We start from the raw sequence: 24,883 nt of genomic DNA, 5'->3' as shown, positions 1-24,883 counted from the left end.
CCCATGAGTGAAGCGATCAAACAGCCTGTGAGCCCTGAAGGCATTATTCAGATGCAGGGCGTGAACAAGTGGTACGGCCAGTTCCACGTGCTCAAGGACATCAACCTCAATGTGCGCCAGGGCGAGCGTATCGTGCTGTGCGGGCCGTCGGGGTCGGGCAAGTCGACGACCATCCGCTGCCTCAACCGCCTGGAAGAGCACCAGCAGGGCCGCATCGTGGTCGATGGTGTGGAACTGACCAACGACCTCAAGCAGATCGAAGCGATCCGCCGAGAAGTCGGCATGGTGTTCCAGCACTTCAACCTGTTCCCGCACCTGACCATCCTGCAAAACTGCACCCTGGCGCCGATGTGGGTGCGCAAGCTGCCCAAGCGCAAGGCCGAGGAAATCGCCATGCACTACCTGGAGCGGGTGCGGATTCCGGAGCAGGCGAACAAGTACCCGGGGCAGTTGTCGGGCGGTCAGCAGCAGCGTGTGGCCATTGCCCGGGCGCTGTGCATGAAACCCAAGATCATGCTGTTCGACGAACCAACTTCGGCGCTCGATCCGGAGATGGTCAAGGAAGTGCTCGACACCATGGTGAGCCTTGCCGAAGACGGCATGACCATGCTGTGCGTGACCCACGAAATGGGCTTTGCCCGGACCGTGGCGAACCGGGTGATCTTCATGGATAAGGGGGAAATTGTTGAGCAGGCGGCGCCGGATGACTTCTTCGACCGGCCGCAGAACGAGCGAACCAAGCTGTTCCTGAGCCAAATCCTGCACTGATGATGAGCGGGCTTGCCCCGCGATGAGGCCAGTATCGGCGATACATATGTATCGTCTGTCCGGACTTCATCGCGGGGCAAGCCCGCTCCTACCTGTTTCGGGTCTTCAGTTTTCTTCTTTGACCGCCGGCGCAGGCGGTGGGCGCAAGCCAATCTCGGCAGTCAGCTTGAGCTCCTTGCCATTGCGCATGACCTGGATCGCCACCTTGTCGTTCGGCTTGATCCGCGCCACCTGGTTCATGGAACGGCGTGCATCGCCTGCCAGTTCGCCATTGATGCTCAGGATCACGTCGCCCAGTTGCAGCCCGGCCTTCTGCGCCGGACCATCGCGGAAAATTCCCGACACCACGATCCCCGGTCGATCCTTCATGCCGAACGATTCGGCCAGTTCCTGGCCCAGTGCCTGCACTTCGATACCCAGCCAGCCACGAATGACCTGGCCATGCTCGATGATCGACTTCATCACCTCCAGCGCCAGCTTGGTCGGGATGGCGAAGCCGATGCCCTGTGAACCCCCGGACTTGGAGAAGATCGCGGTGTTGATACCGGTCAGGTTGCCGTTGGCATCGACCAGGGCACCGCCGGAGTTACCCGGGTTGATGGCCGCGTCGGTCTGGATGAAGTCTTCGTAGTTGTTCAGGCCCAGCTGGTTACGGCCGGTGGCGCTGATGATGCCCATGGTCACGGTCTGACCAACGCCGAACGGGTTGCCGATGGCCAGGGCCACGTCACCGATATGAATATTGTCGGAGCGGCCGATGGTGATCGATGGCAGGTTCTTCAAGTCGATCTTGAGGACTGCAAGGTCGGTTTCCGGGTCGCTGCCGATCACCCGTGCCAGGGTTTCACGGCCATCCTTGAGGGCTACCACGATCTGGTCGGCGCCGGAGGTCACGTGGTTGTTGGTCAGCAGGTAGCCTTCCGGGCTCATGATCACTGCCGAACCCAGGCTCGACTCCCAGCGCCGTTGCTTGGGCAGGTTGTCGCCGAAGAACCGGCGGAACTGCGGGTCTTCAAACAGCGGGTGGGCAGTCTTGTTCACGACTTTGGTGGTGTACAGGTTGGCGACTGCCGGTGCGGCAATGCTCACCGCGTCGGCGTACGACACCGGGCCCTGCATGATGCGCGTAGTCTGCGGTGCCTGTTGCAGGTTGACGTCCTGGCTGGGCAGGCCGACCCATTGCGGAAAGCGCTGGATGATCAGCAGGGCGATCAACACGCCGACCAGCAGCGGCCAGCCAAAGTAACGCAAAGCCTTGAACATTGAACGAATCCTGGGAGTGGGCAGAGGGCCGCTAAAACTGCGTGGGAGCGAGCGCGCGCGATCATACTGCGGCCGAAGCCGTGCAGGAACTGTTAAATCGCGACATGAGCCGTCAGTACCGCGAGCGGGCCCCCAGGCAGCCGCCGTCGGTTTCCCCAAACCCGGCGACGGCCCATAATGGCGGTCATTATACGGGGCCTTGCGCCGCACTGAACTGCTGAATTGAGGAGTCTTTTCATGGCTGTTGCACTGAGCACCCTGGTCGAGGAAGCCGAACGCTACCTTGGCAGCGCAAAAATCCAGGATTACTGCCCCAATGGCCTGCAGGTCGAAGGGCGACCACAAGTCACTCGCATTGTCAGTGGTGTTACCGCGAGCCAGGCACTGCTGGATGCGGCGGTCGAAGCCGATGCCGACCTGGTGCTGGTTCACCACGGCTACTTCTGGAAAGGCGAGAACCCCTGCATCACCGGCATGAAGCAGCGCCGATTGAAAACCCTGCTCAAGAACGACCTGAGCCTGCTGTCCTATCACCTGCCGCTGGACCTGCATCCTGAGGTCGGCAACAACGTGCAACTGGCCCGGCAACTGGACATCACCGTCGAAGGCCCGCTGGACCCGGACAACCTTCGGGTAGTCGGCCTGGTCGGCTCATTGGCCGAGCCCATGTCGGCACGGGACTTTGCCCGCAAGGTGCAGGACGTCATGGGCCGCGAGCCCCTGGTGATCGAGGGTGAGCGGATCATTCGCCGGGTCGGCTGGTGCACCGGCGGTGGCCAGGGCTACATCGACCAGGCGATTGCCGCCGGGGTCGACCTGTACCTCAGTGGTGAAGCCTCCGAGCAGACCTTCCACAGCGCACGGGAAAACGGCATCAGCTTCATCGCCGCCGGCCACCATGCCACCGAGCGTTATGGCGTGCAGGCACTGGGCGATTATCTGGCCCGGCGTTTCGCCCTGGAGCACCTGTTCATCGACTGTCCGAATCCAATTTGAAGCTAAAACGGCAGGGCATATTCTTATACTGTTTCGTTCTAGTTGGGCGCCTAAATAGAATCGAGTGCTGTGATAAAGTGGCCCGCTCGAACACGGCCCGCTGGCCGTCCATAAGATCGTATTTCCGTGAGTAGCTATGGTCGACAAACTGACGCATTTGAAACAGTTGGAGGCGGAAAGCATCCACATCATTCGTGAGGTGGCCGCCGAGTTCGATAACCCGGTGATGCTGTACTCGATCGGCAAGGATTCGGCCGTGATGCTGCATCTGGCGCGCAAAGCCTTCTTCCCGGGCAAGCTGCCGTTTCCGGTGATGCACGTCGACACCCAGTGGAAATTCCAGGAGATGTACAGCTTCCGCGACAAGATGGTCGAGGAAATGGGCCTGGAGCTGATCACTCACGTGAACCCGGACGGCGTCGCCCAGGGCATCAACCCGTTCACTCACGGCAGTGCCAAGCACACCGACATCATGAAGACCGAGGGCCTCAAGCAGGCGCTCGACAAGTACGGCTTCGATGCCGCCTTCGGTGGCGCCCGCCGCGACGAAGAAAAGTCCCGGGCCAAGGAGCGCGTTTACTCCTTCCGCGACAGCAAGCACCGCTGGGACCCGAAGAACCAGCGCCCGGAGCTGTGGAACGTCTACAACGGCAAGGTCAACAAGGGCGAGTCGATTCGCGTCTTCCCCCTGTCGAACTGGACCGAGCTGGACATCTGGCAGTACATCTACCTCGAAGGCATCCCGATCGTGCCGCTGTACTTCGCTGCCGAGCGCGAAGTGATCGAGAAGAACGGCACCCTGATCATGATCGACGACGAGCGCATCCTGGAGCACCTCTCGGATGAAGAAAAAGCCCGCATCGTCAAAAAGAAAGTGCGCTTCCGTACCCTTGGCTGCTACCCGTTGACCGGGGCGGTGGAGTCCGAGGCCGAAAGCCTCACCGACATCATCCAGGAAATGCTCCTGACCCGTACGTCCGAGCGTCAGGGCCGTGTCATCGACCACGATGGCGCAGGCTCGATGGAAGACAAAAAGCGCCAAGGGTACTTTTAAGCTTCAAGTTACAAGCGGCAAGCTGCAAGTTAGAAGCATGATGCGTAGCTTCTAGAGCTTGGTGGCTGCCGCCCATGATGGGCGCGAAGGAGTGCCCATCATGGACTTTGAGAAGCTGGTTGTTTGGCAGAGAAGCAAAAACCTGGCAGTAGCGATTTATCGATGTCTAGAAAAGGGGCGGGATCCCGGATTCAAAGACCAGATCACGCGAGCGGCGCTCTCGGTTCCCTCGAATATCGCTGAAGGCATGGAACGCAGCACACCCCGAGAAAAGGTGCGCTACCTGTGCATTGCCAAGGCCTCCTGCGGTGAATTGCGTACGCAGATCATCATCGGAGGAGAAATAGGTTATCTGCCACAGCCGTTATCGAATGAGTGGATTACAGAGACTCGTGAGCTTTCCAGAATGCTGAGCGGGTTGATCAACAAAATTTCTGACTAGTTGTACGCCGACAAGCTTGCCGCTTGAAGCTTACAGCTTGGAGCTTGAATGTAATGAGCCACCAATCTGAATTGATCAGCGAGGACATCCTCGCCTACCTGGCCCAGCACGAGCGTAAAGAACTGCTGCGCTTTTTGACCTGCGGTAACGTCGATGACGGCAAGAGCACCCTGATCGGGCGCTTGCTGCACGACTCGAAGATGATCTACGAAGACCATCTCGAAGCCATCACCCGTGACTCGAAGAAAGTCGGCACCACCGGTGACGATATCGACCTGGCGTTGCTGGTCGACGGCTTGCAGGCCGAGCGTGAGCAGGGCATCACCATTGATGTGGCCTACCGCTATTTCTCCACCGCCAAGCGCAAGTTCATCATCGCCGACACCCCGGGCCACGAGCAGTACACCCGCAACATGGCCACCGGTGCGTCCACCTGCGACCTGGCGATCATCCTGGTCGATGCCCGCTATGGCGTGCAGACCCAGACTCGCCGCCACAGCTATATTGCCTCGCTGCTGGGCATCAAGCACATCGTCGTCGCCGTGAACAAGATGGACCTCAAGGGCTTCGACGAGGGCGTGTTCGAGAGCATCAAGGCCGACTACCTGAAGTTTGCCGAAGCCATCAACATGACCCCGAGCAGCCTGCACTTCGTGCCGATGTCGGCGCTCAAGGGCGACAACGTGGTCAACCGCAGCGAGCGTTCGCCGTGGTACACCGGCCCTGCGTTGATGGAAATCCTCGAAACCGTCGAAGTGGCAGCCGATCGCAACTTCACCGACCTGCGTTTCCCGGTGCAGTACGTCAACCGTCCGAACCTGAACTTCCGCGGCTTCGCCGGCACCCTGGCCAGTGGCGTGGTGCACAAGGGCGACGAGATCGTCGTACTGCCGTCGGGCAAGAGCAGCCGGGTCAAGTCCATCGTCACCTTTGAAGGCGAGCTGGAGAATGCAGGCCCAGGCCAGGCCGTGACCCTGACCATGGAAGAGGAGATCGACATCTCCCGTGGCGACCTGCTGGTGCATGCCGACAACGTCCCGCCGGTGACCGATCAGTTCGATGCCATGCTGGTATGGATGGCTGAAGAGCCGATGCTGCCGGGCAAGAAGTACGACATCAAGCGCGCCACCAGCTATGTGCCGGGTTCGATTGCCAGCATCAGCCACAAGGTCGATGTGAACACCCTGGAAAAGGGTAGTGCCAGTGCCTTGCAGCTGAACGAGATCGGTAAGGTCAAGGTCAGCCTGGACGCACCGATCGCCCTGGACGGCTATGACAGCAACCGCACCACCGGTGCCTTTATCGTCATCGACCGCCTGACCAACGGCACCGTCGGCGCCGGCATGATCATCGCGCCTCCGGTCGTGCCGCATGGCACCATCGGCCAGCACGGCAAACTGGCCCACGTGGCCACCGAAGAGCGTGCCCTGCGTTTCGGCCAGCAGCCAGCCACCGTGCTGTTCAGCGGCCTGTCGGGCGCGGGCAAGAGCACCCTGGCGTATGCCGTGGAGCGCAAGCTGTTCGACATGGGCCGTGCGGTCTATGTGCTCGATGGCCAGAACCTGCGTCATGACCTGAACAAGGGCCTGCCACAGGACCGCGCCGGACGTACCGAGAACTGGCGTCGTGCCGCGCACGTGGCGCGTCAGTTCAACGAAGCCGGCCTGCTGACCCTGGCTGCATTCGTTGCCCCGGATGCCGAAGGCCGCGAACAGGCCAAGGCCCTGATCGGCAAGGAGCGCCTGCTCACCGTTTACGTGCAGGCATCGCCAATGGCCTGCCGCGAGCGTGACCCGCAGGGCCTGTACGCCGCCGGTGGTGACAACATCCCGGGCGAAAGCTTCCCGTATGACGTGCCGCTGGATGCGGACCTGGTGGTCGACACCCAGAACGTCAGCCTGGAAGAGGGCGTCAAGCAGGTGCTGGAGTTGCTGCGTAAGCGCGGCGCCATCTAAGCATTTGGCGTGAACAAGAAACCCCACTTCGGTGGGGTTTTTTGTTGCCTGCACAAAAGTATCGCGGGACAAGCCCGCTCCTACACTGTAGGAGCGGGCTTGCCCCGCGATGTAACTAATTTAACTTTGTAGAAAGCTGCTGGGTGTTGCCCGCAATTTGCAAGAGGATTGACGGGATATATTTTTATAAAAATCTACGTTGTGGTGCATATTTATGGTTTTGTGATTTTGACTGGCAGTACATTGATATCTCCGGTTTGGAATTGGAGGTGTGAAATGTCGGTTGAATATGTTGTCTTTCAAAATTCTGGTTCTATGCTTTTGCCTGCAAACCATATGCTTTTGCCAGGTCAGTTCCTGATGTCTGAAAATGGTCGATATTATTTGAGGCTAAAACCAGAAGGGGACCTGGTCATTGAGCAGGACGGTGCGCAGGTTTGGGTGGCTGATACTAATCAGCCATTTAGCTCTACGATTCGCAGGAAGAAGATGCGCCAGTCGTTAAATTTTGTGGTGAGTAACTCCGGGTTTTTGTATGACCCATCCAGAGGAAGGCTATGGATAGCGGAGAGTACACATACGACTGATAAGTCTTTTTGGTATAACAATTGTTTAGTATTGACCGACGATGGAAATCTGGTGATTTATGATCAGCGTTCAGGTGAGGTCCGATGGGCTCGAGTCGGCTTTGAGCCTGGGCGCTACCCAAAGCCTAAACCCTATAAATTGATTTTTAATTTCCCGGTTTTTGATTGGGAATGGGGTTAACGAGTAATGCGCCTTTCACATTGTTGCATTAGCGGGTCCATGTCACATTTAAACTGTTTTTCATAAGCGATCTCTTTAAAGATAAACCTACCGTTGGAACAGGCCGCTAGCGATAACATCAGAAGTCCCGCTATTATTTTCATAATTTACCTAGGCTCGTGTCGAGGGGGTTGAAATGATCCCTCGGTGCGGGTGCTAGGTATACATCAATGCTTCCTGATCCTATGTAGGCTTATGGTGCTCCGGACGTAGGTCTTTTGAGTCTTTTGGGCGCACATTGCTAAATGTTGTAACTGGCACAGCATGTCAAATATGCTTCTCCGACACCGGAATAACCCGCTTCTCCTTCACCGCCTTGAACGAAAAACTCGAATAGATCTCCTTAACCCCCGGCAAACTCTGCAATACCTCTCGGGCGAACTCGCCAAACGATTCCAGGTCTCGCGCCAATATTTCCAGCAAGAAGTCATAGCGCCCGGAAATATTGTGGCAAGCCACGATCTCGGGAATTTCCATTAGCCGCTGTTCAAACGCGCGGGCCATTTCCTTGGTGTGCGAGTCCATCATGATGCTGACGAATGCGGTGACGCCAAAGCCCAGCGCCTTGGGCGAGAGGATGGCCTGGTAGCCGGTGATGTAGCCGTTTTCTTCAAGCAACTTGACCCGACGCCAGCACGGCGAGGTGGTCAAGGCGACGTTGTCGGCCAGTTCGGAGACGGTCAGGCGGGCGTTGTCTTGCAGGGCCGCGAGCAGGGCGCGGTCGGTACGGTCGATGGTGTTAGGCATGATTTGCCCTCAGTAGGCTGGATTTATTGTTTTTTTATCAACAACCCGGTTTGTGGGTGGTCATATTTGGAAAAAAATCAGCACCTCAGTGGCATAAGCTTATAACAAACCACAAGAGGCTGTTGTCATGAGCGGCTCCACCAAGGATTCAGGTTTTGCTACCCGTGCCATCCACCACGGCTACGACCCGCTGGCCAATCAGGGGGCGCTGGTGCCTCCGGTTTACCAGACAGCCACCTTTGCCTTTCCTACCGTTGAATACGGCGCGGCCTGCTTTGCCGGGGAAGAAGGCGGGCATTTCTACAGTCGGATTTCCAACCCCACACTCGCCTTGCTCGAAACACGTATAGCTTCGCTCGAAGGCGGCGAGGCCGGGCTGGCACTGGCGTCCGGCATGGGCGCGATCACCGCGACCCTGTGGACGCTGCTACGGCCCGGTGATGAGGTGCTGGTAGGGCGCACCCTGTATGGCTGCACCTTCGCCTTCCTGCACCACGGCATCGGCGAGTTCGGGGTCAAGGTGCGGCATGTGGACATGACCGACGTTGCTGCCGTGGCCGCAGCGATCAGTGCCAAAACGAAGGTGATCTACTTTGAAACCCCGGCCAACCCGAACATGCAGATGGCCGATATTGCGGCAGTGGCCACACTGGCGCACAAGCACGACATCAAGGTAGTGGTCGACAACACCTACTGCACTCCGTACCTGCAACGCCCGCTGGAATTGGGCGCTGACCTGGTGGTGCATTCGGCAACCAAATACCTCAGCGGTCACGGCGACATCACGGCCGGTCTGGTGGTGGGAAGCAAAGCGCTGGTGAGCCGGATTCGTCTCGAAGGTCTGAAGGACATGACCGGCGCGGTGATGTCGCCCCACGATGCGTCCTTGCTCATGCGCGGCATGAAGACCCTGGCCTTGCGCATGGAGCGTCACTGCAGCAACGCCCAGGTGATCGCCGAGTTCCTCCAGCAGCACCCCGCGGTGGAAATGATCAATTACCCCGGCTTGCCGACCTTCGCCCAGTACGCGCTGGCCCGTCAGCAAATGCGCTTGCCAGGCGGCATGATCGCATTCGAGCTCAAGGGCGGGATCACTGCCGGGCGGCGTTTCATGAATGCCCTGCAGCTGTTCAGCCGGGCAGTCAGCCTGGGGGATGCCGAGTCCCTGGCCCAGCACCCGGCGAGCATGACCCATTCCAGCTACACCCCGCAGGAGCGGGCACAGTACGGGATTTCCGAAGGCCTGGTGCGACTATCCGTCGGGCTTGAGGACATCGACGATTTGCTGGCAGACATCGAGCAGGCCCTGAAGGCCTGTGCCTGAACCCACCAAGGAAGGGATCAATGCAATGGTGGCAATGATGAACCTGGTGCCGGGTGAAGGTGTACCGCGTCGGCCTGGCGATGAGGCTGAGGTCGACAGCGATCCGGGCGAGACAGCCGAGTGGCTGGAGGCGCTGGAGTCGACCCTGCATCACTGTGGTCCACAGCGGGCCCGATTCTTGTTGGAGCAGCTTGAGGCCCATGCCCGGGAGTTGGGTGTGGCCCGTGGTGTTCAGGCGTATTCGGCCTACCGCAACAGCATCCCGGTCGAGCAGCAAGGCGCGTACCCAGGGGACCTGGAGCTTGAGGAACGGATCACCAGCCTGCTGCGCTGGAATGCGCTGGCCATGGTCATGCGGGCCAACCATGCCTATGGCGACCTGGGCGGGCATATCGCCAGTTATGCCTCGGCGGCGGAGATTTTCGAGGTCGGCTTCCAGCATTTTTTCCAGGGTGACGATGGCGGCGAGCAACGCCGTGCCGACCTGGTGTTCTTCCAGCCTCATTCGGCGCCGGGCATCTACGCGCGGGCTTACCTGGAAGGGCGCCTGAGCGAAGAACAGCTGGCCAGTTATCGCCAGGAAGTGGCGGGCAACGGCCTGTGCTCTTATCCCCATCCGTGGCTGATGCCGGACTTCTGGCAGTTCCCCACCGGCTCAATGGGCATTGGCCCGATCAATGCGATCTACCAGGCGCGGTTCATGCGCTACCTGCACCATCGCAACCTGGCCGACACCCGGCAGCGGCATGTGTGGGGCGTGTTCGGTGACGGCGAAATGGACGAGCCCGAATCCATCGCCGGCCTGACCCTGGCCGCGCGCGAGCAATTGGATAACCTGACGTTCGTGGTCAACTGCAACCTGCAACGCCTGGATGGTCCGGTGCGTGGCAATGGCCAGATCATCCAGGAGCTTGAGGCATTGTTCAGCGGCGCCGGCTGGAATGTGATCAAGGTGTTGTGGGGCTCGGAATGGGATGCCTTGTTTGCCCGCGACACCGAGCATGTGCTGCTGCGTCAGTTGGCGGCAACGCCCGATGGCCAGTTCCAGAACCTGGGCGCCAAGGACGGCGCCTATAACCTCGAACACTTTTTCAACCAGCACCCGGCCTTGCAAAAGCTGGTGGAGCACATGAGCTCGGCCGAGATCAACGGGCTCAAGCGCGGCGGTCACGACTTGCGAAAACTGTACGCCGCCTATGCCGCGGCGAAGGCCTGCAAGGGACGGCCGACGGTGATCCTGGCCAAGACCAAGAAAGGCTACGGCATGAGCGCGGCGGGCGAGTCGAAGATGACCGCACACCAGGCCAAGAAACTCGACGTTCAAGCCTTGCTGGCCTATCGCGATCGTTTCCATCTGCCGCTGAGCGACAGCCAGGTCGAACAGCTGCAATTCTGCCGTCCTGCCGAAGACAGTCCGGAGCTGCGCTACTTGCGCGAGCGCCGTGCCGTTCTCGGCGGCCCCCTGCCAAGGCGCCGCAGCGAAGTAAAACCCGTTCCGGTGCCCGATCTTCACACCATGGGCGCCTTTGCCGTACAGGCAGACGGCAAGGAAATGTCCACCACCATGGCCGCGGTACGAATGTTGGGTGCCTGGCTCAAGGCCCCGGCGCTGGGGCCGCGGGTGGTACCGATTGTTGCCGATGAGGCGCGTACCTTCGGTATGGCCAGCCTGTTCCGGCAGATCGGCATCTATTCCCCGCAGGGGCAATGCTACGAGCCCGAGGATGCCGGCTCGCTGCTGTCGTACAAGGAAGCCCGCGACGGTCAACTGCTGGAAGAGGGCATCAACGAGGCCGGGGCACTGTCGTCCTGGGTCGCGGCGGCCACGTCTTATGCGGTACACGGGGAGCCGATGCTGCCGGTGTACATCTACTACTCGATGTTCGGTTTCCAGCGCGTCGGCGACTTGATCTGGGCCGCCGCAGACCAGCGAGCCCGCGGGCTGTTGCTCGGTGCGACGGCAGGGCGCACCACCCTCGGCGGAGAAGGGCTGCAGCACCAGGACGGCTCAAGCCTGGTCATGGCTTCGATGGTGCCCAACTGCCGCGCCTGGGAGCCGTGCTTTGCCGGAGAGCTGGCGGTGATTCTCGAACATGCAGCCCGGCGCATGCTCACCGAGCAGCGCGACGAGTTTCACTACGTGGCGGTGATGAACGAAAACTATCCACAGCCTACCCTGCCCGAGCAGGTGCATGAAGAGGTGTTGCGCGGCATGTACCGTTATGTCGAACAGCGGGTCGTCGATGCACAGGGGCGGGTGCGTCTGTTGGGGTCAGGCGCGATTCTGCGCGAGGTCATTGCCGCCAGTGAGTTGCTGGCCAGTGAATGGCAGATTGAAAGCGAGGTGTTCAGTGTCACCAGCTTCAGCGAACTGGCCCGCGAAGCGCGGGAGGTCGATCGCTCCAGTCGCCTGGGGCAGGGTGGCGTTGAAATGAGCCATGTGCGCCGATGCCTGGACGGAAGTGCGCCGGTGATTGCTGCAACCGACTACGTGCGCGCCTGGCCGCAATTGATTGCTGAGTATGTGCAGGCACCCTACGTGACGCTGGGTACCGATGGCTTTGGTCGCAGCGATACCCGTCAGCAGCTGCGGCGGTTCTTCGAGGTCGATCGCTTCAGTATCGTGTTGGCCAGCCTGCACAGTCTGGTGCGTCAGGGTGGGATCAGTCAGCACCTGCTGGATGAGGCACTGGAGCGTTATGGCTATCGGGAGGGGGAGGCGCCCTGGTACTGCTGAGGCGTGACCTTCATACCTCGAGTTGGTCCTGCAGCCTGGTGCTTGAATGAAAATGCCCCGCCTCTTTCGAGGCGGGGCATTTTTTGTTCGCGTACGACCAGCTCGACTCAGTTGCGCTTGAGCCCGTACTGCTCATCCAGCATGCCTGGTGCGTTCGGCGCTTTCGGTGCGTAGTCGCGAGGTACTTCGGTATCCTTCGGCGGTGTCAGGCGATCACGCGGAGCCTGGGCGGCCTCCGAATGCAGGGCGGCCAGCAGGCGCTGGCGGGTCAGTTCGTCGAGGGCCAGGCGGTTGGCGCCATCGGCCAGGTGATCCTGGACCTCCTGGTAACTCTGGGTCAGTTTCTTGACCAGTGCAGCCGTACTGTTGAAATGGGTAACCACCTCATTCTGGTAGCTGTCGAAACGTTCCTGGATATCATCCAGCTGACGCTGGGTGCTGCTCGGCGCCGCATTGGGCAGCAAGCGGGCGACCAGGAAACCAACGACGACGCCCACGACGAGGGCCAGGGTCGGCAACAACCAAACTAAGAGCGAGAGTTCCACGAGTCCTTCCTCTATAAACGGCTTTGCTTTACGTTAACGGCTCGGACCTGCGCTGTATACCGCGAACGCTCGCAATATCTCAGACAGAATCATTCAGCTAGACGAGTCGACCCTTTCCGAGGTCACGGAGTTTATCCTTGCTTATCCGCGAAACCCCCGTATTCATCGATGGCCCGGTCGGCCAATTGGAAGCCTTGTACCTTGATGTCGCCGATGCACGCGGCATCGTGCTGTTGTGCCACCCCAACCCGGTGCAGGGTGGGACCATGACCAACAAAGTGGTGTCGATGCTGCAGCGCACCGCCCGCGATGCCGGCTACATCACCTTGCGTTTCAACTACCGTGGCGTCGGCACCAGTGCCGGCAGCCATGACATGGGCAGCGGCGAGGTGGACGATGCCCAGGCAGCAGCGGCCTGGTTGCTGGAGAAGCACCCGCAACTGCCATTGACCTTGATGGGCTTTTCCTTTGGCGGTTTCGTTGCCGCAAGCCTTGGCGGCCGCCTGGAAGCCGATGGCATCGCGCTCAAGCAGCTATTCATGGTCGCTCCGGCGGTGATGCGCCTGCAGGACCAGGATGCCGTGCCGCAAGCCTGTGCCCTCAGCGTTATTCAGCCCGATACCGACGAAGTGATTGACCCGCAGCTCGTCTACGACTGGTCCGACGCACTCCCACGCCCCCATGAGCTGCTGAAAGTGGCAGAATGCGGACACTTTTTCCACGGCAAGCTCACCGACCTCAAGGATCTGGTGCTGCCGCGCCTTTTGAACTGATACAAGCCTGATAAGCGATTACCCATGACTACGCGCATCCTTACCGGTATCACCACCACGGGCACGCCTCACCTGGGCAACTACGCCGGAGCCATCCGCCCGGCAATCCTCGCCAGCCGTGAGCCAGGTGTCGACTCGTTCTACTTTCTGGCCGACTACCATGCCCTGATCAAGTGCGATGACCCGCAACGCATCCAGCGTTCGCGTCTGGAAATCGCCGCGACCTGGCTGGCCGGTGGCCTGGACCCTGAGCGTGTGACCTTCTATCGCCAGTCCGACATTCCCGAAATCCCCGAGTTGACCTGGCTGCTGACTTGCGTGGCGGCCAAGGGCCTGCTCAACCGTGCCCACGCCTACAAGGCTTCGGTGGACAAGAACCTGGAGAACGGTGAAGACCCGGATGCCGGTATCAGCATGGGCCTGTACAGCTACCCGGTACTGATGGCCGCGGACATCCTGATGTTCAACGCCAACAAGGTGCCGGTCGGCCGCGACCAGATCCAGCACGTGGAAATGGCTCGTGATATCGGCCAGCGCTTCAATCACCTGTTCGGCCAGGGCAAGGAGTTCTTTGCCATGCCTGAAGCGCTGATCGAGGAAAGCGTGGCGACGCTGCCTGGCCTGGACGGTCGCAAGATGTCCAAGAGCTACGACAACACCATTCCGTTGTTCACCAGCGCCAAGGACATGAAAGACGCCATCTCGCGCATCGTCACCGATTCGCGCGCGCCGGGCGAAGCCAAGGACCCGGACAACTCGCACCTGTTCACCTTGTTCCAGGCCTTCGCCAGTCCCGCACAAGCCGACGAGTTCCGCAGCGAATTGCTGCAGGGCCTGGGCTGGGGCGAGGCCAAGCAACGCCTGTTCCAGCTGCTCGACGGCCAGTTGAGCGAGCCGCGCGAGCGCTATCACCAGCTAATCAGCCGCCCGGGCGACCTGGAAGACATCCTGCTGGCCGGTGCGCAAAAAGCCCGCAAGGTCGCCACGCCGTTTCTGGCAGAGCTGCGCGAAGCCGTGGGCCTGCGCTCGTTCCGCACCATTGAGCAGGGCACTGCCCAGGTCAAGAAGAAGGCGGCCAAGGCGGCACGTTTCGTCAGCTTCCGCGAAGACGATGGCAGCTTCCGTTTCCGCCTGCTGGCCGCTGACGGCGAGCAACTGTTGCTGTCGCGCAACTTCGCCGATGGCAAGACCGCCGGCGCCGTGAGCAAGCAATTGCAACAGGGCGGCGAGCTGGACGTGCGCACCGAAGGCCTGGGCTTCAGCCTGTGGCTGGAAGGGCAATGCGTTGCCGACGGTCCGCAGTTGGCCGACGAAGCGGCGCGCGACGCCGCCATCGAGAGCCTGCGCGCTGCCTTGCAGCCGCAGCAGGACTGAACGCTCTGACGCAAGTCTGATTGCCATTATCCGGGGCCGTCGCTACAGTGACGGCCCGCTTTTGTTGCCTTGCTAACGAATTATGACGCCCCTAGAACGATATCAAGCAGATCTGAAACGTCCCGAATTCTTCCATGACGCGGCGCAGGAAACAGCGGTGCGTCATTTGCAGCGCCTGTACGACGATCTGATCGCGGCGCAGAACAACAAGCCGGGTGTGTTCGGCAAGTTGTTCGGCAAGAAGGAGCAGGCGCCGGTCAAGGGCTTGTATTTCTGGGGTGGGGTAGGGCGCGGTAAAACCTACCTGGTTGATACCTTCTTTGAAGCGCTGCCGTTCAAGCAGAAAGTGCGTACGCACTTCCACCGCTTCATGAAGCGTGTGCACGAGGAAATGAAAACCCTCAAGGGTGAGAAGAACCCGCTGACCATCATTGCCAAGCGTTTCTCTGAAGAGGCGCGGGTGATCTGCTTCGACGAGTTCTTCGTTTCCGACATCACCGACGCGATGATCCTCGGCACCTTGATGGAAGAGCTGTTCAAGAACGGCGTAACCCTGGTGGCCACTTCCAACATCGTGCCGGACGGCCTGTACAAGGACGGCCTGCAACGTGCGCGCTTCCTGCCTGCAATCGCCCTGATCAAGCAGAACACCGATATCGTCAACGTCGACAGCGGCGTCGACTATCGCCTGCGTCACCTGGAACAAGCCGAGCTGTTCCACTTCCCGCTGGACGAAGCCGCTCACGAAAGCCTGCGTAAAAGCTTCAGGGCATTGACGCCGGAGTGTACCGCGGCCGTCGAGAACGACGTGCTGGTGATCGAGAACCGTGAAATTCGTGCCCTGCGTACCTGTGACGACGTGGCCTGGTTCGAGTTTCGCGAGCTATGCGATGGCCCGCGCAGCCAGAACGACTACATTGAGCTGGGCAAGATTTTCCATGCCGTGCTGCTCAGCGACGTCGAGCAGATGAGCGTTGCCACCGATGACATCGCCCGTCGCTTCATCAACATGGTCGACGAATTCTATGACCGCAACGTCAAGCTGATCATCTCGGCCGAAGTTGAGCTCAAGGATTTGTACACCGGCGGTCGCCTGACATTCGAGTTCCAGCGGACCCTCAGCCGGTTGCTGGAAATGCAGTCCCACGAATTCCTTGCGCGGGCGCATAAGCCTTAGGGGCAGCTTTAAGTTTTAAGCTGCAAGCGGCAAGAAGAAGCTGGGAGCGCGATGTGCTCCTGCTTTTTCTTGCCGCTTTTTTGCTTGTGGCTTGCCGCTGGGAGGCCTTCAGGCCTCCTGCATGAATTGCTGCCGATACTGATTCGGTGACAATTCGGTGTGCTGCCTGAACAGTCGCGCAAAGAAGCTCGCGTCGTCGTAGCCGACTTCGTAGCTGATGGTCTTGATGCTCTTGCGTGTTCCCGACAATAAACCCTTGGCGGTTTCGATCCGCAGCCGCTGCAGGTAATGCAGGGGCTTGTCTCCGGTGGCGCTCTGGAAGCGGCGCATGAAGTTGCGGATGCTCATGCCGTGGTTGCGGGCCACGTCCTCGAAACGGAACTTGTCGGCAAAGTGCTCTTCAAGCCACTGCTGGATCTGCAGGATGATCAGGTCCTGGTGCAGTTTCTGCCCACCAAAGCCTATGCGCCCCGGGGTGTAGTTGCGCTGCACCTCGTAGAGGGTGTCGCGGGCTACGGCCTGGGCCACATTGGCCCCGCAGAAACGCTCGATCAGGTAGATATACAGGTCGCAGGCCGAGGTGGTGCCGCCTGCGCAGTAGAGGTTGTCTGCATCGGTCAGGTGCTTGTCCTGGTTCAGGCTGACCTTGGGAAAGCGCTCGGCGAACTGGTTGAAGAAGCGCCAGTAAGTGGTCGCCTCCTTGCCATCGAGCAGGCCCGCTTCGGCCAGCCAGAACACGCCGCTGGCTTCGCCGCAGAGCACCGCGCCACGGGCATGCTGTTGCTGCAGCCAGGGCAGTACCTGGGGGTAACGCTGGCAGAGGGCGTCAAAGTCGTCCCAGAAGGCCGGCAGAATGATCACGTCGGCCTCTTCAAGGCCGCCATCTACGGGTAGTTGGACATCGCTGAAACTGCGCACCGGCTCGCCGTCAGGGCTGACCAGGCGGGTCTCGAATATCGGCCGAAGCCCCAGGCCCAGTTGCTTGCCGTAACGCAGGCTGGCGAGGTGGAAAAAGTCCTTGGCCTGCATCAGGGTAGAAGCGAAGACGTTGTCGATGGCCAGGATGCTGACGCGCCGCAAGGACGCGGAGGGTTGGGTAAACATCATTTTCTTTATTCTTATAGGGTAGAGTGGTCAATCACCGGCTGGATCGTCTTATTTTTTGGCCGTTGTGTCTACCCTCGGTTCCCGCGCAATGCACGAGAACCGGTATTGCGTCTCAAGGGGCGGGGTTGGGCTGGTCCTGGTGGATGGCTTCGATGCCTGCCAGCAGCTCGTCGGAGAGCTTCAGGTCGAAGCTCGCCAGGTTGCTGTCGAGTTGCTCCAGGCTGGTAGCGCCGATGATGTTGCTGGTGACGAATGGCTGGCGGGTGACGAAGGCCAGGGCCATCTGCGCCGGGTCCAGGCCGTGATCGCGGGCCAGCTTCACGTAGCGGCTGCAGGCTGCCACGGTCTGCGGATTGGAGTAGCGCGAGAAGCGGCTGAACAGTGTCAGTCGGCCCTTTGCCGGGCGTGCGCCGTTTTCGTACTTGCCCGAGAGCATGCCAAAGGCCAGGGGCGAGTAGGCGAGCAAGCCGCATTGTTCGCGAATGGCGATTTCCGCCAGGCCCACTTCAAAGCTGCGATTGAGCAGGTTGTAAGGGTTCTGGATCGACACGGCACGGCTCCAGCCGCGGCTCTCGGCCAGTTGCAGGAACTTCATGGTGCCCCACGGGGTTTCGTTGGACAGGCCGATATGGCGAATCTTGCCAGCCTTGACCTGCTCGTCGAGCACTTCCAGGGTTTCTTCCAGCGGGGTGAAGTGGTCCTGGGGCAGGTGCTGGTAGCCCAGCTTGCCGAAGAAGTTGGTGCTGCGTTCGGGCCAGTGCAGTTGGTAGAGGTCGATCCAGTCGGTCTGCAGGCGCTTGAGGCTGTCGTCCAGGGCCGCGACGATGTGCTGGCGGTTGTGCTTGAGCTGGCCGTCGCGAATGTGGCTGATACCGTTGCCGGGGCCGGCCACTTTGCTGGCCAGGATCCAGTCGGCGCGGTCGCCGCGGGCCTTGAACCAGCTGCCGATGATGCGCTCGGTAGCGGCGTAGGTTTCAGGGCGTGGGGGAACCGGGTACATCTCTGCGGTATCGATGAAATTGATTCCGGCGGCCTTGGCGCGTTCGATCTGCGCGAATGCCTCGGCCTGGTCATTTTGCTCGCCCCAGGTCATGGTGCCCAGGCACAGGGCGCTGACATTGAGGTCGGTACGGCCCAGTTGGCGGTAGTCCATCGGCATCTCCCTGGCAAAAGAACCATAAAAGCAGGTTGAATTTTTTTTCGCAATCTGGATAATTCAGCCCCTCTCCGTGCTGTGGGAGTGATGCCCCGCTTCATAGAAGAACCCTGCCGAATATTGGACGCGCTGACCCGAGCCCCCGATAGCGTCCGTGTGCGGCTGTGTCCTTGACTTGTCAAGGTGCGCACTATCCAGTAAGATCCGCCGTCTTAATTTTCGCTGGGCGGCCCCTGAGGCTATAAAGAATGAAAACTTTTACTGCTAAACCGGAAACAGTAAAGCGCGACTGGTTCGTAGTTGATGCCGCTGGTCAGACCCTGGGTCGTCTGGCTACCGAAATCGCTAGCCGTCTGCGTGGCAAGCACAAACCAGAATACACTCCTCACGTTGACACCGGCGACTACATCGTCGTCATCAACGCCGAGCAGATCCGTGTTACTGGCGCCAAAACTACGGACAAAATGTACTACTCCCACTCCGGCTTCCCGGGCGGTATCAAGGAAATCAACTTCGAGAAGTTGATCGCCAAGGCCCCAGAGCGCGTGATCGAGACCGCGGTTAAAGGCATGCTGCCTAAAAACCCACTGGGTCGCGACATGTACCGTAAGCTGAAAGTCTATGCGGGCGCTGCTCACCCTCATACTGCTCAGCAGCCCCAAGAACTGAAGATTTAACGGAATAGTTCATTATGTCGGCGACTCAAAATTACGGCACTGGCCGTCGCAAGACCGCAACCGCTCGCGTTTTCCTGCGTCCAGGTACCGGTAACATCTCCATCAACAACCGTCCTCTGGACACCTTCTTCGGTCGTGAAACCGCGCGCATGGTAGTTCGCCAGCCGCTGGAACTCACTGAAACCACCGAGAAGTTTGACATCTACGTCACCGTTATCGGTGGTGGTGTCAGCGGCCAGGCTGGTGCGATCCGTCACGGTATCACCCGTGCACTGATGGACTACGACGAGACTCTGCGTAGCGCTCTGCGCCGCGCTGGCTTCGTTACCCGCGACGCTCGTGAAGTTGAGCGTAAGAAAGTGGGTCTGCGTAAAGCACGTAAGCGTCCTCAGTACTCCAAGCGTTAATTTTCGCTTCGGTGTCAAAAAAAGCCCGGTTCCAGTGGAACCGGGCTTTTTTTATGTCTTGAATAATCATGTTGGCCTTTAGTGTGACAACTTGCCGCATAGACGCAAGTCAAGTGCTATAAGGGATGCAGCCCTTTGCCACGGCTAATCACCTTGTCAGAGAAGGGTCTTTTCATTACCATGCGGCAAATTTTAAGCAGTTCAGAAATTACTTAGTAGATGCCTGTTGTAACAGGCCATAAAGCTGATGGGAGAGGACTGAATGAGCAATGACGGCGTCAATGCAGGCCGGCGTCGCTTCCTCGTAGCAGCCACATCCGTGGTGGGTGCTGCAGGAGCGGTGGGGGCTGCGGTCCCGTTCGTGGGGTCATGGTTCCCCAGTGCCAAGGCGAAAGCCGCAGGTGCACCGGTGAAGGTCAATATCGCCAAGGTAGAGCCAGGCCAGCAGATGATTGCTGAATGGCGTGGCCAGCCGGTCTTCATCGTCCGTCGCACCGAAGAGATCCTTGGCAACCTCAAGAAGATCACTGGTGACCTCTCCGACCCTGAGTCCAAGGCTTCGGTTCAGCCCACCTACGTCAACCCGGAGAACCGCGCAATCAAGCCGGAGATCCTGGTGTTGGTCGGTTTGTGCACCCACCTGGGCTGCTCGCCAACCTTCCGTCCTGAAGTCGCTCCTGTGGACTTGGGCCCCAAGTGGGTCGGTGGTTACTTCTGCCCATGTCACGGTTCCCACTACGACCTGGCAGGCCGCGTCTACAAATCCCAGCCGGCGCCGCTCAATCTGCCAGTGCCGCCGCACTCTTATGAGTCGGACGACATCATTGTCGTCGGCGTCGATCAGGAGAACGCGTGATGAGTAAGTTCATGGATTGGGTTGACGCCCGCTTCCCCGCGACCAAGATGTGGGAAGACCACCTCAGCAAGTATTACGCACCGAAGAACTTCAACTTCTTCTACTTTTTCGGCTCCCTGGCACTGCTGGTGCTGGTCAACCAGATCGTTACCGGTGTCTGGCTGACCATGAGCTTCACCCCGTCGGCCGAAGAGGCATTTGCCTCGGTCGAATACATCATGCGTGACGTCGAGTACGGCTGGATCCTGCGCTACCTGCACTCCACCGGCGCTTCGGCGTTCTTCATCGTCGTCTATCTGCATATGTTCCGCGGCCTGCTGTACGGCTCGTACCAGAAGCCGCGCGAGCTGGTCTGGGTGTTCGGCATGCTGATCTACCTGGCGCTGATGGCCGAAGCCTTCATGGGCTACCTGCTGCCGTGGGGCCAGATGTCCTACTGGGGTGCCCAGGTGATCATCTCGCTGTTCGGTGCCATCCCGGTGATCGGCGATGACCTGACCCAGTGGATCCGCGGTGACTACCTGATCTCGGGTATTACCCTGAACCGCTTCTTCGCTCTGCACGTCGTGGCCTTGCCGATCGTTATCCTCGGTCTGGTGGTGCTGCACATCCTGGCACTGCACGAAGTGGGCTCGAACAACCCTGATGGCGTCGACATCAAGAAACACAAGGACGAGAACGGTGTGCCGCTCGATGGCATCGCGTTCCATCCTTACTACACCGTGAAGGATATCGTCGGTGTCGTCGTGTTCCTCTTCGTGTTCTGTGCCGTGGTGTTCTTCTTCCCGGAAATGGGCGGTTACTTCCTGGAGAAACCGAACTTCGAGCAGGCCAACGCCTTCAAGACCCCTGAACACATTGCCCCGGTCTGGTACTTCACCCCGTTCTACGCGATTCTGCGGGCGGTTCCGGACAAGCTCCTGGGTGTCATTGCCATGGGTGCTGCGATTGCCGTGCTGTTCGTGCTGCCGTGGCTCGACCGCAGTCCGGTCAAGTCCATGCGCTACAAGGGCTGGATGAGCAAGGCCTGGCTGCTGGTGTTCTGCATCTCGTTCGTGATCCTGGGTGTGCTAGGTGTACTGGCACCGACGCCGGGTCGCACGTTGCTGTCGCAGGTTTGCACCTTCCTGTATTTCGCCTACTTCATTCTGATGCCGTTCTACACCAGGCTTGAGAAGACCAAACCGGTTCCGGAAAGGGTGACTGGCTGATGAAAAAGCTACTTGCAGTATTGATCCTGGCAGTGATGCCCTCGTTGACCTTCGCGGCCGAACACGGCCTGGTTCTGGACAAGGTTGATATCGATCTGACCGACAAGGCCGCCATGCAGGACGGCGCGCGCACCTTTGCAAACTATTGCATGGGCTGCCATAGCGCCAAGTTCCAGCGTTACGAGCGTGTTGCCGACGACCTGGGCATTCCTCACGAGCTGATGCTAGAGAAGCTGGTGTTCACTGGCGCCAAGATTGGCGACCACATGAAGATCGGCATGCAGCCTGACGATGCCAAGACCTGGTTCGGTGCCGCGCCACCGGACCTGACCCTGGTTGCCCGGGTTCGTGGCACCGACTGGCTGTACACTTACCTGCGCAGCTTCTACGAAGACAAGTCGCGTCCGTACGGCGTGAACAACAAGGTCTTCCCGAACGTGGGTATGCCGAACGTGCTGGTTGGCCTGCAGGGCAATCAGGTGATTGGCTGCAAACAAGTGCAGACCGTGGTCGACGGCAAGAAGCAATACGACCCGCTGACCGGCTCGCCGTTGACCCATGAAGCGTGCGACCAGCTAACTGTAGAGCCGAAATCTGGTACCCTGACCGAAGAGCAGTTCGACGAGAAGGTCAAGAACCTGGTGACCTTCCTGGCCTACTCGGCCAACCCGGTCAAACTGGAAAGCCAGCGCATTGGTACCTACGTACTGTTGTACCTGGCCTTCTTCTTCGTATTCGCTTATCTGCTCAAGCGCGAATACTGGAAGGACGTGCACTGATCACGCAGTAGTTTCTGGTAGTTGAACGCGCCCTGGGGCGCCTCTGGACAACGGAGGTGCCCGCAGGGCGCGTTTGCATTTGTAGCTTCTATAATTTCATCTGCGAGGAGGACCACTATGGGCGTGACCAACCGGTTAGCCTGCTACTCCGACCCCGCTGACCACTATTCTCATCGGGTGCGCATCGTTCTCGCCGAGAAGGGTGTCAGCGTCGAGATCATCAATGTTGATCCCGGTCGACTGCCGCCCAAGCTGGTCGAAGTGAACCCCTATGGTGGTGTACCGACCCTGGTCGATCGCGACCTGGCGTTGTACGAATCGACGGTCGTGATGGAATACCTTGACGAGCGCTACCCGCATCCGCCGTTGTTGCCGGTCTATCCGGTGGCGCGTGCCAACAGCCGGCTGTTGATTCACCGCATCCAGCGCGACTGGTGCGCACTGGTTGACCTGATTCTCGATCCGCGCAGCAAGGAGGCCGCCCGCGTGCAGGCCCGCAAGGAACTGCGCGAGAGCCTGACCGGAGTGTCTCCGTTGTTTGCCGACAAGCCTTGTTTCCTCAGCGAGGAGCAAAGTCTGGTCGATTGTTGTCTACTGCCCATACTCTGGCGTTTGCCGGTGTTGGGTATTGAATTGCCGCGGCCGGCCAAGCCGTTGCTTGATTATATGGAGCGACAGTTTGCCCGTGAGGCTTTCCAGGCAAGCCTGTCCGCTGCTGAACGTGAAATGCGCTAGGTTTTAAGGAGCTGTCGATGAACTCCAGTCGCCCCTATTTGGTACGTGCACTCTATGAGTGGATCGTGGACAACGACTGCACCCCGCATATGCTGGTCAATGCCGAGTACCCGGCGGTACAGGTACCCCAGAACTTCGCCAGTGACGGCCAGATCGTCCTGAACATCTCACCCAATGCCGTACGTCATCTACACATGGATAACGACGCTGTGAGCTTCGAGGGGCGCTTTGGCGGGGTTGCTCATACCCTGTTCGTGCCGGCCGGTGCGATTCTTGGCATCTACGCCCGGGAAAACGGCCAGGGCATGGTCTTCGAACTCGAGCCTCCAGTGCTTGAGGATGATGAGTACGAAGACGACGAAACCATCGAGCCGGATGACGACGGCCCGCCGAGTGGGCAGCCACCGCGGCCGTCCGGGCGTCCAAGCCTGAAGGTTGTGAAGTAATAAAAAAGGCGATCCATAGGGATCGCCTTTTTTTATGTGCGTCAGCCGGATTACAGGTCGCTGATGGTGCGTACCTGGTCCTTGTTCACGCGGGTCACTTTACCGTCCAGTTGCTCGAACTCGTAGAAACCGGTGCTGCGCTCGAAGCGAGGGGCATCGACTGCCTGGAATTCGCGGCCGTCGTTGAGGGTGATCAGGCTGGGGGTGGAGCAGCCGGCCAGGGTGGCAAGGGCGCCGATCAGAAGGGTCGACAGCAGGCCGTTTTTCATGGGTGCTTCCTAGGGTAGTTGGATCGCTGGGCGAGCCGGCTCCTGTAGGAGTGGGCTTGCCCAGTGATGAGTTGGCAAGTCAGTCGATGTACTCGAACAGCTTGACGATTTTCTGCACGCCCGACACGCCCTGCACCAGGTTGGTGGCGCGGGTGGCTTCCTGCTGGGTCAGCAGGCCGAGCATGTAGACGATACCGTTCTCGGTAATGACCTTGATCCGTGAGCCGGGAATGCTGTTGTCGGTCAGCATCTGGGTCTTGATCTTGGTGGTCAGCCAGGCGTCGTTATTGCGCGCCAGGATCGAGGAGGGGGGCAGCACCTGCAGTTCGTTGTGTACCTTCTTCACCCGCTGGACCTGGCCTGCAGCCTGTTCGGCCAGGCTCTTGAGGTCGGCACGCGGGGTCTGCCCGGCGAGCAGGACAATGCCGTTGAAGCTGCTGACCACGATATGCGAATTCTTGTCCAGGTCAGGGCTGGCCTTGGCGACGTTGACGGCAACCTTGGTTTCGATCAGTGAGTCATCGATCTTGCTGCCGAAGGTGCGGGTGCCGCGATCGTCTTCGATCGGGGTGTCGCGGGTGGCGGTGAGGACCGAGCTGCAGCCGGTCAGGCTCAGGCACAGGGTCAGGGCCATCAGGCCGAGGCGGTTAGGGGTCATTCTTCACTCCCGAACAATTGGCTGTCGATCAGATCGCAGAGGCAGTGGATCGCCAGCAGGTGGACTTCCTGGATACGTGCGGTGACGTTGGCCGGTACGCGGATCTCGACGTCTTCGGGCAGCAGCAGGGAGGCCATGCCGCCACCGTCGCGTCCGGTCAGAGCTACGACAATCATTTCGCGATCATGTGCGGCCTGGATCGCCTGAATAATGTTTGCCGAGTTACCGCTGGTCGAAATCGCCAGCAACACATCGCCTGGTTGGCCCAGGGCGCGAATCTGCTTAGAGAAGATTTCGTTGTAGCTGTAGTCGTTGGCGATCGAGGTGATGGTCGAGCTGTCGGTGGTCAGGGCGATGGCCGGCAGGCTTGGGCGCTCACGCTCGAAGCGGTTGAGCAGCTCGGAGGAGAAGTGCTGGGCGTCGCCGGCCGAGCCGCCATTGCCGCAAGCGAGCATTTTGCCTTCGTTGAGCAGGGCGTTGACCATGACCTGACTGGCCTGCTCGATGTGCGGTGCAAGGACTTCCATCGCCTGTTGCTTGGTGTTGATGCTGGCCTGGAAAAGCTGGCGAATTCGGGATTGCATGTCCATCAGTGAGACCTTAAGTAGGGCGGCTGGTCG

At 59.7% G+C, this 24,883-nt stretch carries 26 protein-coding genes; 18 read left to right on the top strand and 8 right to left on the bottom strand.

What is annotated here, in order from left to right; translation table 11 throughout:
- The first annotated feature begins 3 nt into the window (after positions 1-3).
- The gene (locus tag U9R80_RS22890) at positions 4-768 is read left to right on the top strand and encodes an amino acid ABC transporter ATP-binding protein (RefSeq protein WP_038607148.1); all 765 of its coding nucleotides are present in this window, start codon (positions 4-6) and stop codon (positions 766-768) included.
- A gap of 105 nt (positions 769-873) precedes the next feature.
- Here the strand turns inward: U9R80_RS22890 and algW are convergent, their stop codons facing one another.
- On the bottom strand, positions 874-2,031 hold the full coding sequence (algW, locus tag U9R80_RS22885) for a Do family serine endopeptidase AlgW (protein ID WP_301840224.1): 1,158 nt from the start codon (positions 2,029-2,031) through the stop codon (positions 874-876).
- 237 nt (positions 2,032-2,268) lie between these two features.
- On the opposite strand from algW, the gene U9R80_RS22880 reads away from it, so the two are divergent.
- The 5 genes from U9R80_RS22880 (at position 2,269) to U9R80_RS22860 (ending at position 7,246) form a co-directional block, all read left to right on the top strand.
- Positions 2,269-3,027, top strand: a complete 759-nt coding sequence (locus U9R80_RS22880; protein ID WP_301840225.1) for a Nif3-like dinuclear metal center hexameric protein — start codon at positions 2,269-2,271, stop codon at positions 3,025-3,027.
- Positions 3,028-3,163: 136 nt separating this feature from the next.
- Complete coding sequence (cysD, locus tag U9R80_RS22875; RefSeq protein WP_028943259.1) at positions 3,164-4,081, top strand: sulfate adenylyltransferase subunit CysD; 918 nt, start codon at positions 3,164-3,166, stop codon at positions 4,079-4,081.
- 100 nt (positions 4,082-4,181) lie between these two features.
- Positions 4,182-4,523, top strand: coding sequence for a four helix bundle protein (locus U9R80_RS22870; RefSeq protein WP_301840226.1), 342 nt, complete (start codon positions 4,182-4,184; stop codon positions 4,521-4,523).
- 53 nt (positions 4,524-4,576) lie between these two features.
- Positions 4,577-6,478 (top strand): sulfate adenylyltransferase subunit CysN, encoded by a 1,902-nt coding sequence (gene cysN / locus U9R80_RS22865; RefSeq protein ID WP_301840227.1) that lies wholly within the window; start codon positions 4,577-4,579, stop codon positions 6,476-6,478.
- 276 nt (positions 6,479-6,754) lie between these two features.
- Positions 6,755-7,246 carry a hypothetical protein gene (locus tag U9R80_RS22860; RefSeq protein WP_301840229.1) on the top strand — a complete coding sequence of 164 codons (492 nt, stop codon included), beginning with the start codon at positions 6,755-6,757 and terminating at the stop codon, positions 7,244-7,246.
- A gap of 306 nt (positions 7,247-7,552) precedes the next feature.
- Here the strand turns inward: U9R80_RS22860 and U9R80_RS22855 are convergent, their stop codons facing one another.
- Positions 7,553-8,032, bottom strand: coding sequence for an Lrp/AsnC family transcriptional regulator (locus tag U9R80_RS22855; RefSeq protein ID WP_301840230.1), 480 nt, complete (start codon positions 8,030-8,032; stop codon positions 7,553-7,555).
- 127 nt (positions 8,033-8,159) lie between these two features.
- On the opposite strand from U9R80_RS22855, the gene U9R80_RS22850 reads away from it, so the two are divergent.
- Together U9R80_RS22850 and mdeB are read left to right on the top strand one after the other, a co-directional pair.
- Positions 8,160-9,356: a methionine gamma-lyase gene (locus U9R80_RS22850; RefSeq protein ID WP_301840231.1), complete on the top strand. Its 1,197-nt coding sequence runs from the start codon at positions 8,160-8,162 to the stop codon at positions 9,354-9,356.
- Positions 9,357-9,381: 25 nt separating this feature from the next.
- The gene (mdeB, locus tag U9R80_RS22845; RefSeq protein ID WP_301840423.1) at positions 9,382-12,093 is read left to right on the top strand and encodes an alpha-ketoglutarate dehydrogenase; all 2,712 of its coding nucleotides are present in this window, start codon (positions 9,382-9,384) and stop codon (positions 12,091-12,093) included.
- A gap of 107 nt (positions 12,094-12,200) precedes the next feature.
- On the opposite strand, the gene U9R80_RS22840 is transcribed toward mdeB, so the two are convergent.
- Positions 12,201-12,638, bottom strand: coding sequence for a YhcB family protein (locus U9R80_RS22840; protein ID WP_028943264.1), 438 nt, complete (start codon positions 12,636-12,638; stop codon positions 12,201-12,203).
- A gap of 137 nt (positions 12,639-12,775) precedes the next feature.
- Between U9R80_RS22840 and U9R80_RS22835 the strand changes: the two genes are divergently transcribed.
- From U9R80_RS22835 to zapE, 3 genes are all read left to right on the top strand, one after another.
- Positions 12,776-13,411, top strand: a complete 636-nt coding sequence (locus tag U9R80_RS22835) for an alpha/beta hydrolase (protein WP_301840232.1) — start codon at positions 12,776-12,778, stop codon at positions 13,409-13,411.
- A 24-nt stretch (positions 13,412-13,435) separates the two neighbouring features.
- Positions 13,436-14,785, top strand: a complete 1,350-nt coding sequence (locus U9R80_RS22830) for a tryptophan--tRNA ligase (RefSeq protein WP_301840233.1) — start codon at positions 13,436-13,438, stop codon at positions 14,783-14,785.
- Positions 14,786-14,867: 82 nt separating this feature from the next.
- Positions 14,868-15,962 carry a cell division protein ZapE gene (gene zapE / locus U9R80_RS22825; protein WP_301840235.1) on the top strand — a complete coding sequence of 365 codons (1,095 nt, stop codon included), beginning with the start codon at positions 14,868-14,870 and terminating at the stop codon, positions 15,960-15,962.
- 108 nt (positions 15,963-16,070) lie between these two features.
- Here the strand turns inward: zapE and U9R80_RS22820 are convergent, their stop codons facing one another.
- Both U9R80_RS22820 and U9R80_RS22815 read right to left on the bottom strand, forming a co-directional pair.
- Positions 16,071-16,991: a GlxA family transcriptional regulator gene (locus tag U9R80_RS22820; protein WP_301840424.1), complete on the bottom strand. Its 921-nt coding sequence runs from the start codon at positions 16,989-16,991 to the stop codon at positions 16,071-16,073.
- A 190-nt stretch (positions 16,992-17,181) separates the two neighbouring features.
- Positions 17,182-18,222: an NADP(H)-dependent aldo-keto reductase gene (locus U9R80_RS22815; protein WP_301840236.1), complete on the bottom strand. Its 1,041-nt coding sequence runs from the start codon at positions 18,220-18,222 to the stop codon at positions 17,182-17,184.
- Positions 18,223-18,473: 251 nt separating this feature from the next.
- Here U9R80_RS22815 and rplM point away from each other — a divergent pair, with 251 nt between their 5' ends.
- The 7 genes from rplM (at position 18,474) to U9R80_RS22780 (ending at position 23,336) form a co-directional block, all read left to right on the top strand.
- Positions 18,474-18,902, top strand: a complete 429-nt coding sequence (rplM, locus tag U9R80_RS22810) for a 50S ribosomal protein L13 (RefSeq protein ID WP_158459941.1) — start codon at positions 18,474-18,476, stop codon at positions 18,900-18,902.
- Between the two features lie 14 nt (positions 18,903-18,916).
- Positions 18,917-19,309 (top strand): 30S ribosomal protein S9, encoded by a 393-nt coding sequence (gene rpsI / locus U9R80_RS22805; protein ID WP_274115035.1) that lies wholly within the window; start codon positions 18,917-18,919, stop codon positions 19,307-19,309.
- Positions 19,310-19,571: 262 nt separating this feature from the next.
- Positions 19,572-20,165, top strand: a complete 594-nt coding sequence (gene petA / locus U9R80_RS22800; RefSeq protein ID WP_028943272.1) for a ubiquinol-cytochrome c reductase iron-sulfur subunit — start codon at positions 19,572-19,574, stop codon at positions 20,163-20,165.
- Positions 20,165-21,376, top strand: coding sequence for a cytochrome b (locus U9R80_RS22795; RefSeq protein WP_028943273.1), 1,212 nt, complete (start codon positions 20,165-20,167; stop codon positions 21,374-21,376). Before petA ends, U9R80_RS22795 begins: the two co-directional genes overlap by 1 nt.
- Positions 21,376-22,155: a cytochrome c1 gene (locus tag U9R80_RS22790; RefSeq protein WP_028943274.1), complete on the top strand. Its 780-nt coding sequence runs from the start codon at positions 21,376-21,378 to the stop codon at positions 22,153-22,155. The genes U9R80_RS22795 and U9R80_RS22790 overlap by 1 nt, the downstream gene beginning before the upstream one ends.
- 117 nt (positions 22,156-22,272) lie before the next feature.
- On the top strand, positions 22,273-22,890 hold the full coding sequence (locus tag U9R80_RS22785) for a glutathione S-transferase N-terminal domain-containing protein (protein ID WP_038607195.1): 618 nt from the start codon (positions 22,273-22,275) through the stop codon (positions 22,888-22,890).
- Between the two features lie 17 nt (positions 22,891-22,907).
- Entirely contained in the window at positions 22,908-23,336 is a 429-nt protein-coding gene (locus U9R80_RS22780; RefSeq protein WP_301840238.1) for a ClpXP protease specificity-enhancing factor, read from the top strand.
- Between the two features lie 50 nt (positions 23,337-23,386).
- On the opposite strand, the gene U9R80_RS22775 is transcribed toward U9R80_RS22780, so the two are convergent.
- The 3 genes from U9R80_RS22775 to U9R80_RS22765 all read right to left on the bottom strand — a co-directional run bounded on the left by U9R80_RS22775 (position 23,387) and on the right by U9R80_RS22765 (position 24,853).
- Entirely contained in the window at positions 23,387-23,605 is a 219-nt protein-coding gene (locus U9R80_RS22775; protein WP_301840240.1) for a YgdI/YgdR family lipoprotein, read from the bottom strand.
- 79 nt (positions 23,606-23,684) lie between these two features.
- Positions 23,685-24,263, bottom strand: a complete 579-nt coding sequence (locus U9R80_RS22770) for a BON domain-containing protein (RefSeq protein ID WP_301840241.1) — start codon at positions 24,261-24,263, stop codon at positions 23,685-23,687.
- Positions 24,260-24,853 carry a phosphoheptose isomerase gene (locus U9R80_RS22765; RefSeq protein ID WP_026001179.1) on the bottom strand — a complete coding sequence of 198 codons (594 nt, stop codon included), beginning with the start codon at positions 24,851-24,853 and terminating at the stop codon, positions 24,260-24,262. The genes U9R80_RS22770 and U9R80_RS22765 overlap by 4 nt, the downstream gene beginning before the upstream one ends.
- Positions 24,854-24,883 lie beyond the last annotated feature (30 nt).

It is taken from the genome of Pseudomonas sp. JQ170C (assembly GCF_035581345.1).
In the GTDB taxonomy this organism is placed as follows: Bacteria; Pseudomonadota; Gammaproteobacteria; order Pseudomonadales; family Pseudomonadaceae; genus Aquipseudomonas.
The sequence above is the reverse complement of the archived record's forward strand: the minus strand, read 5'-3'. Positions and strand labels throughout refer to the sequence as shown.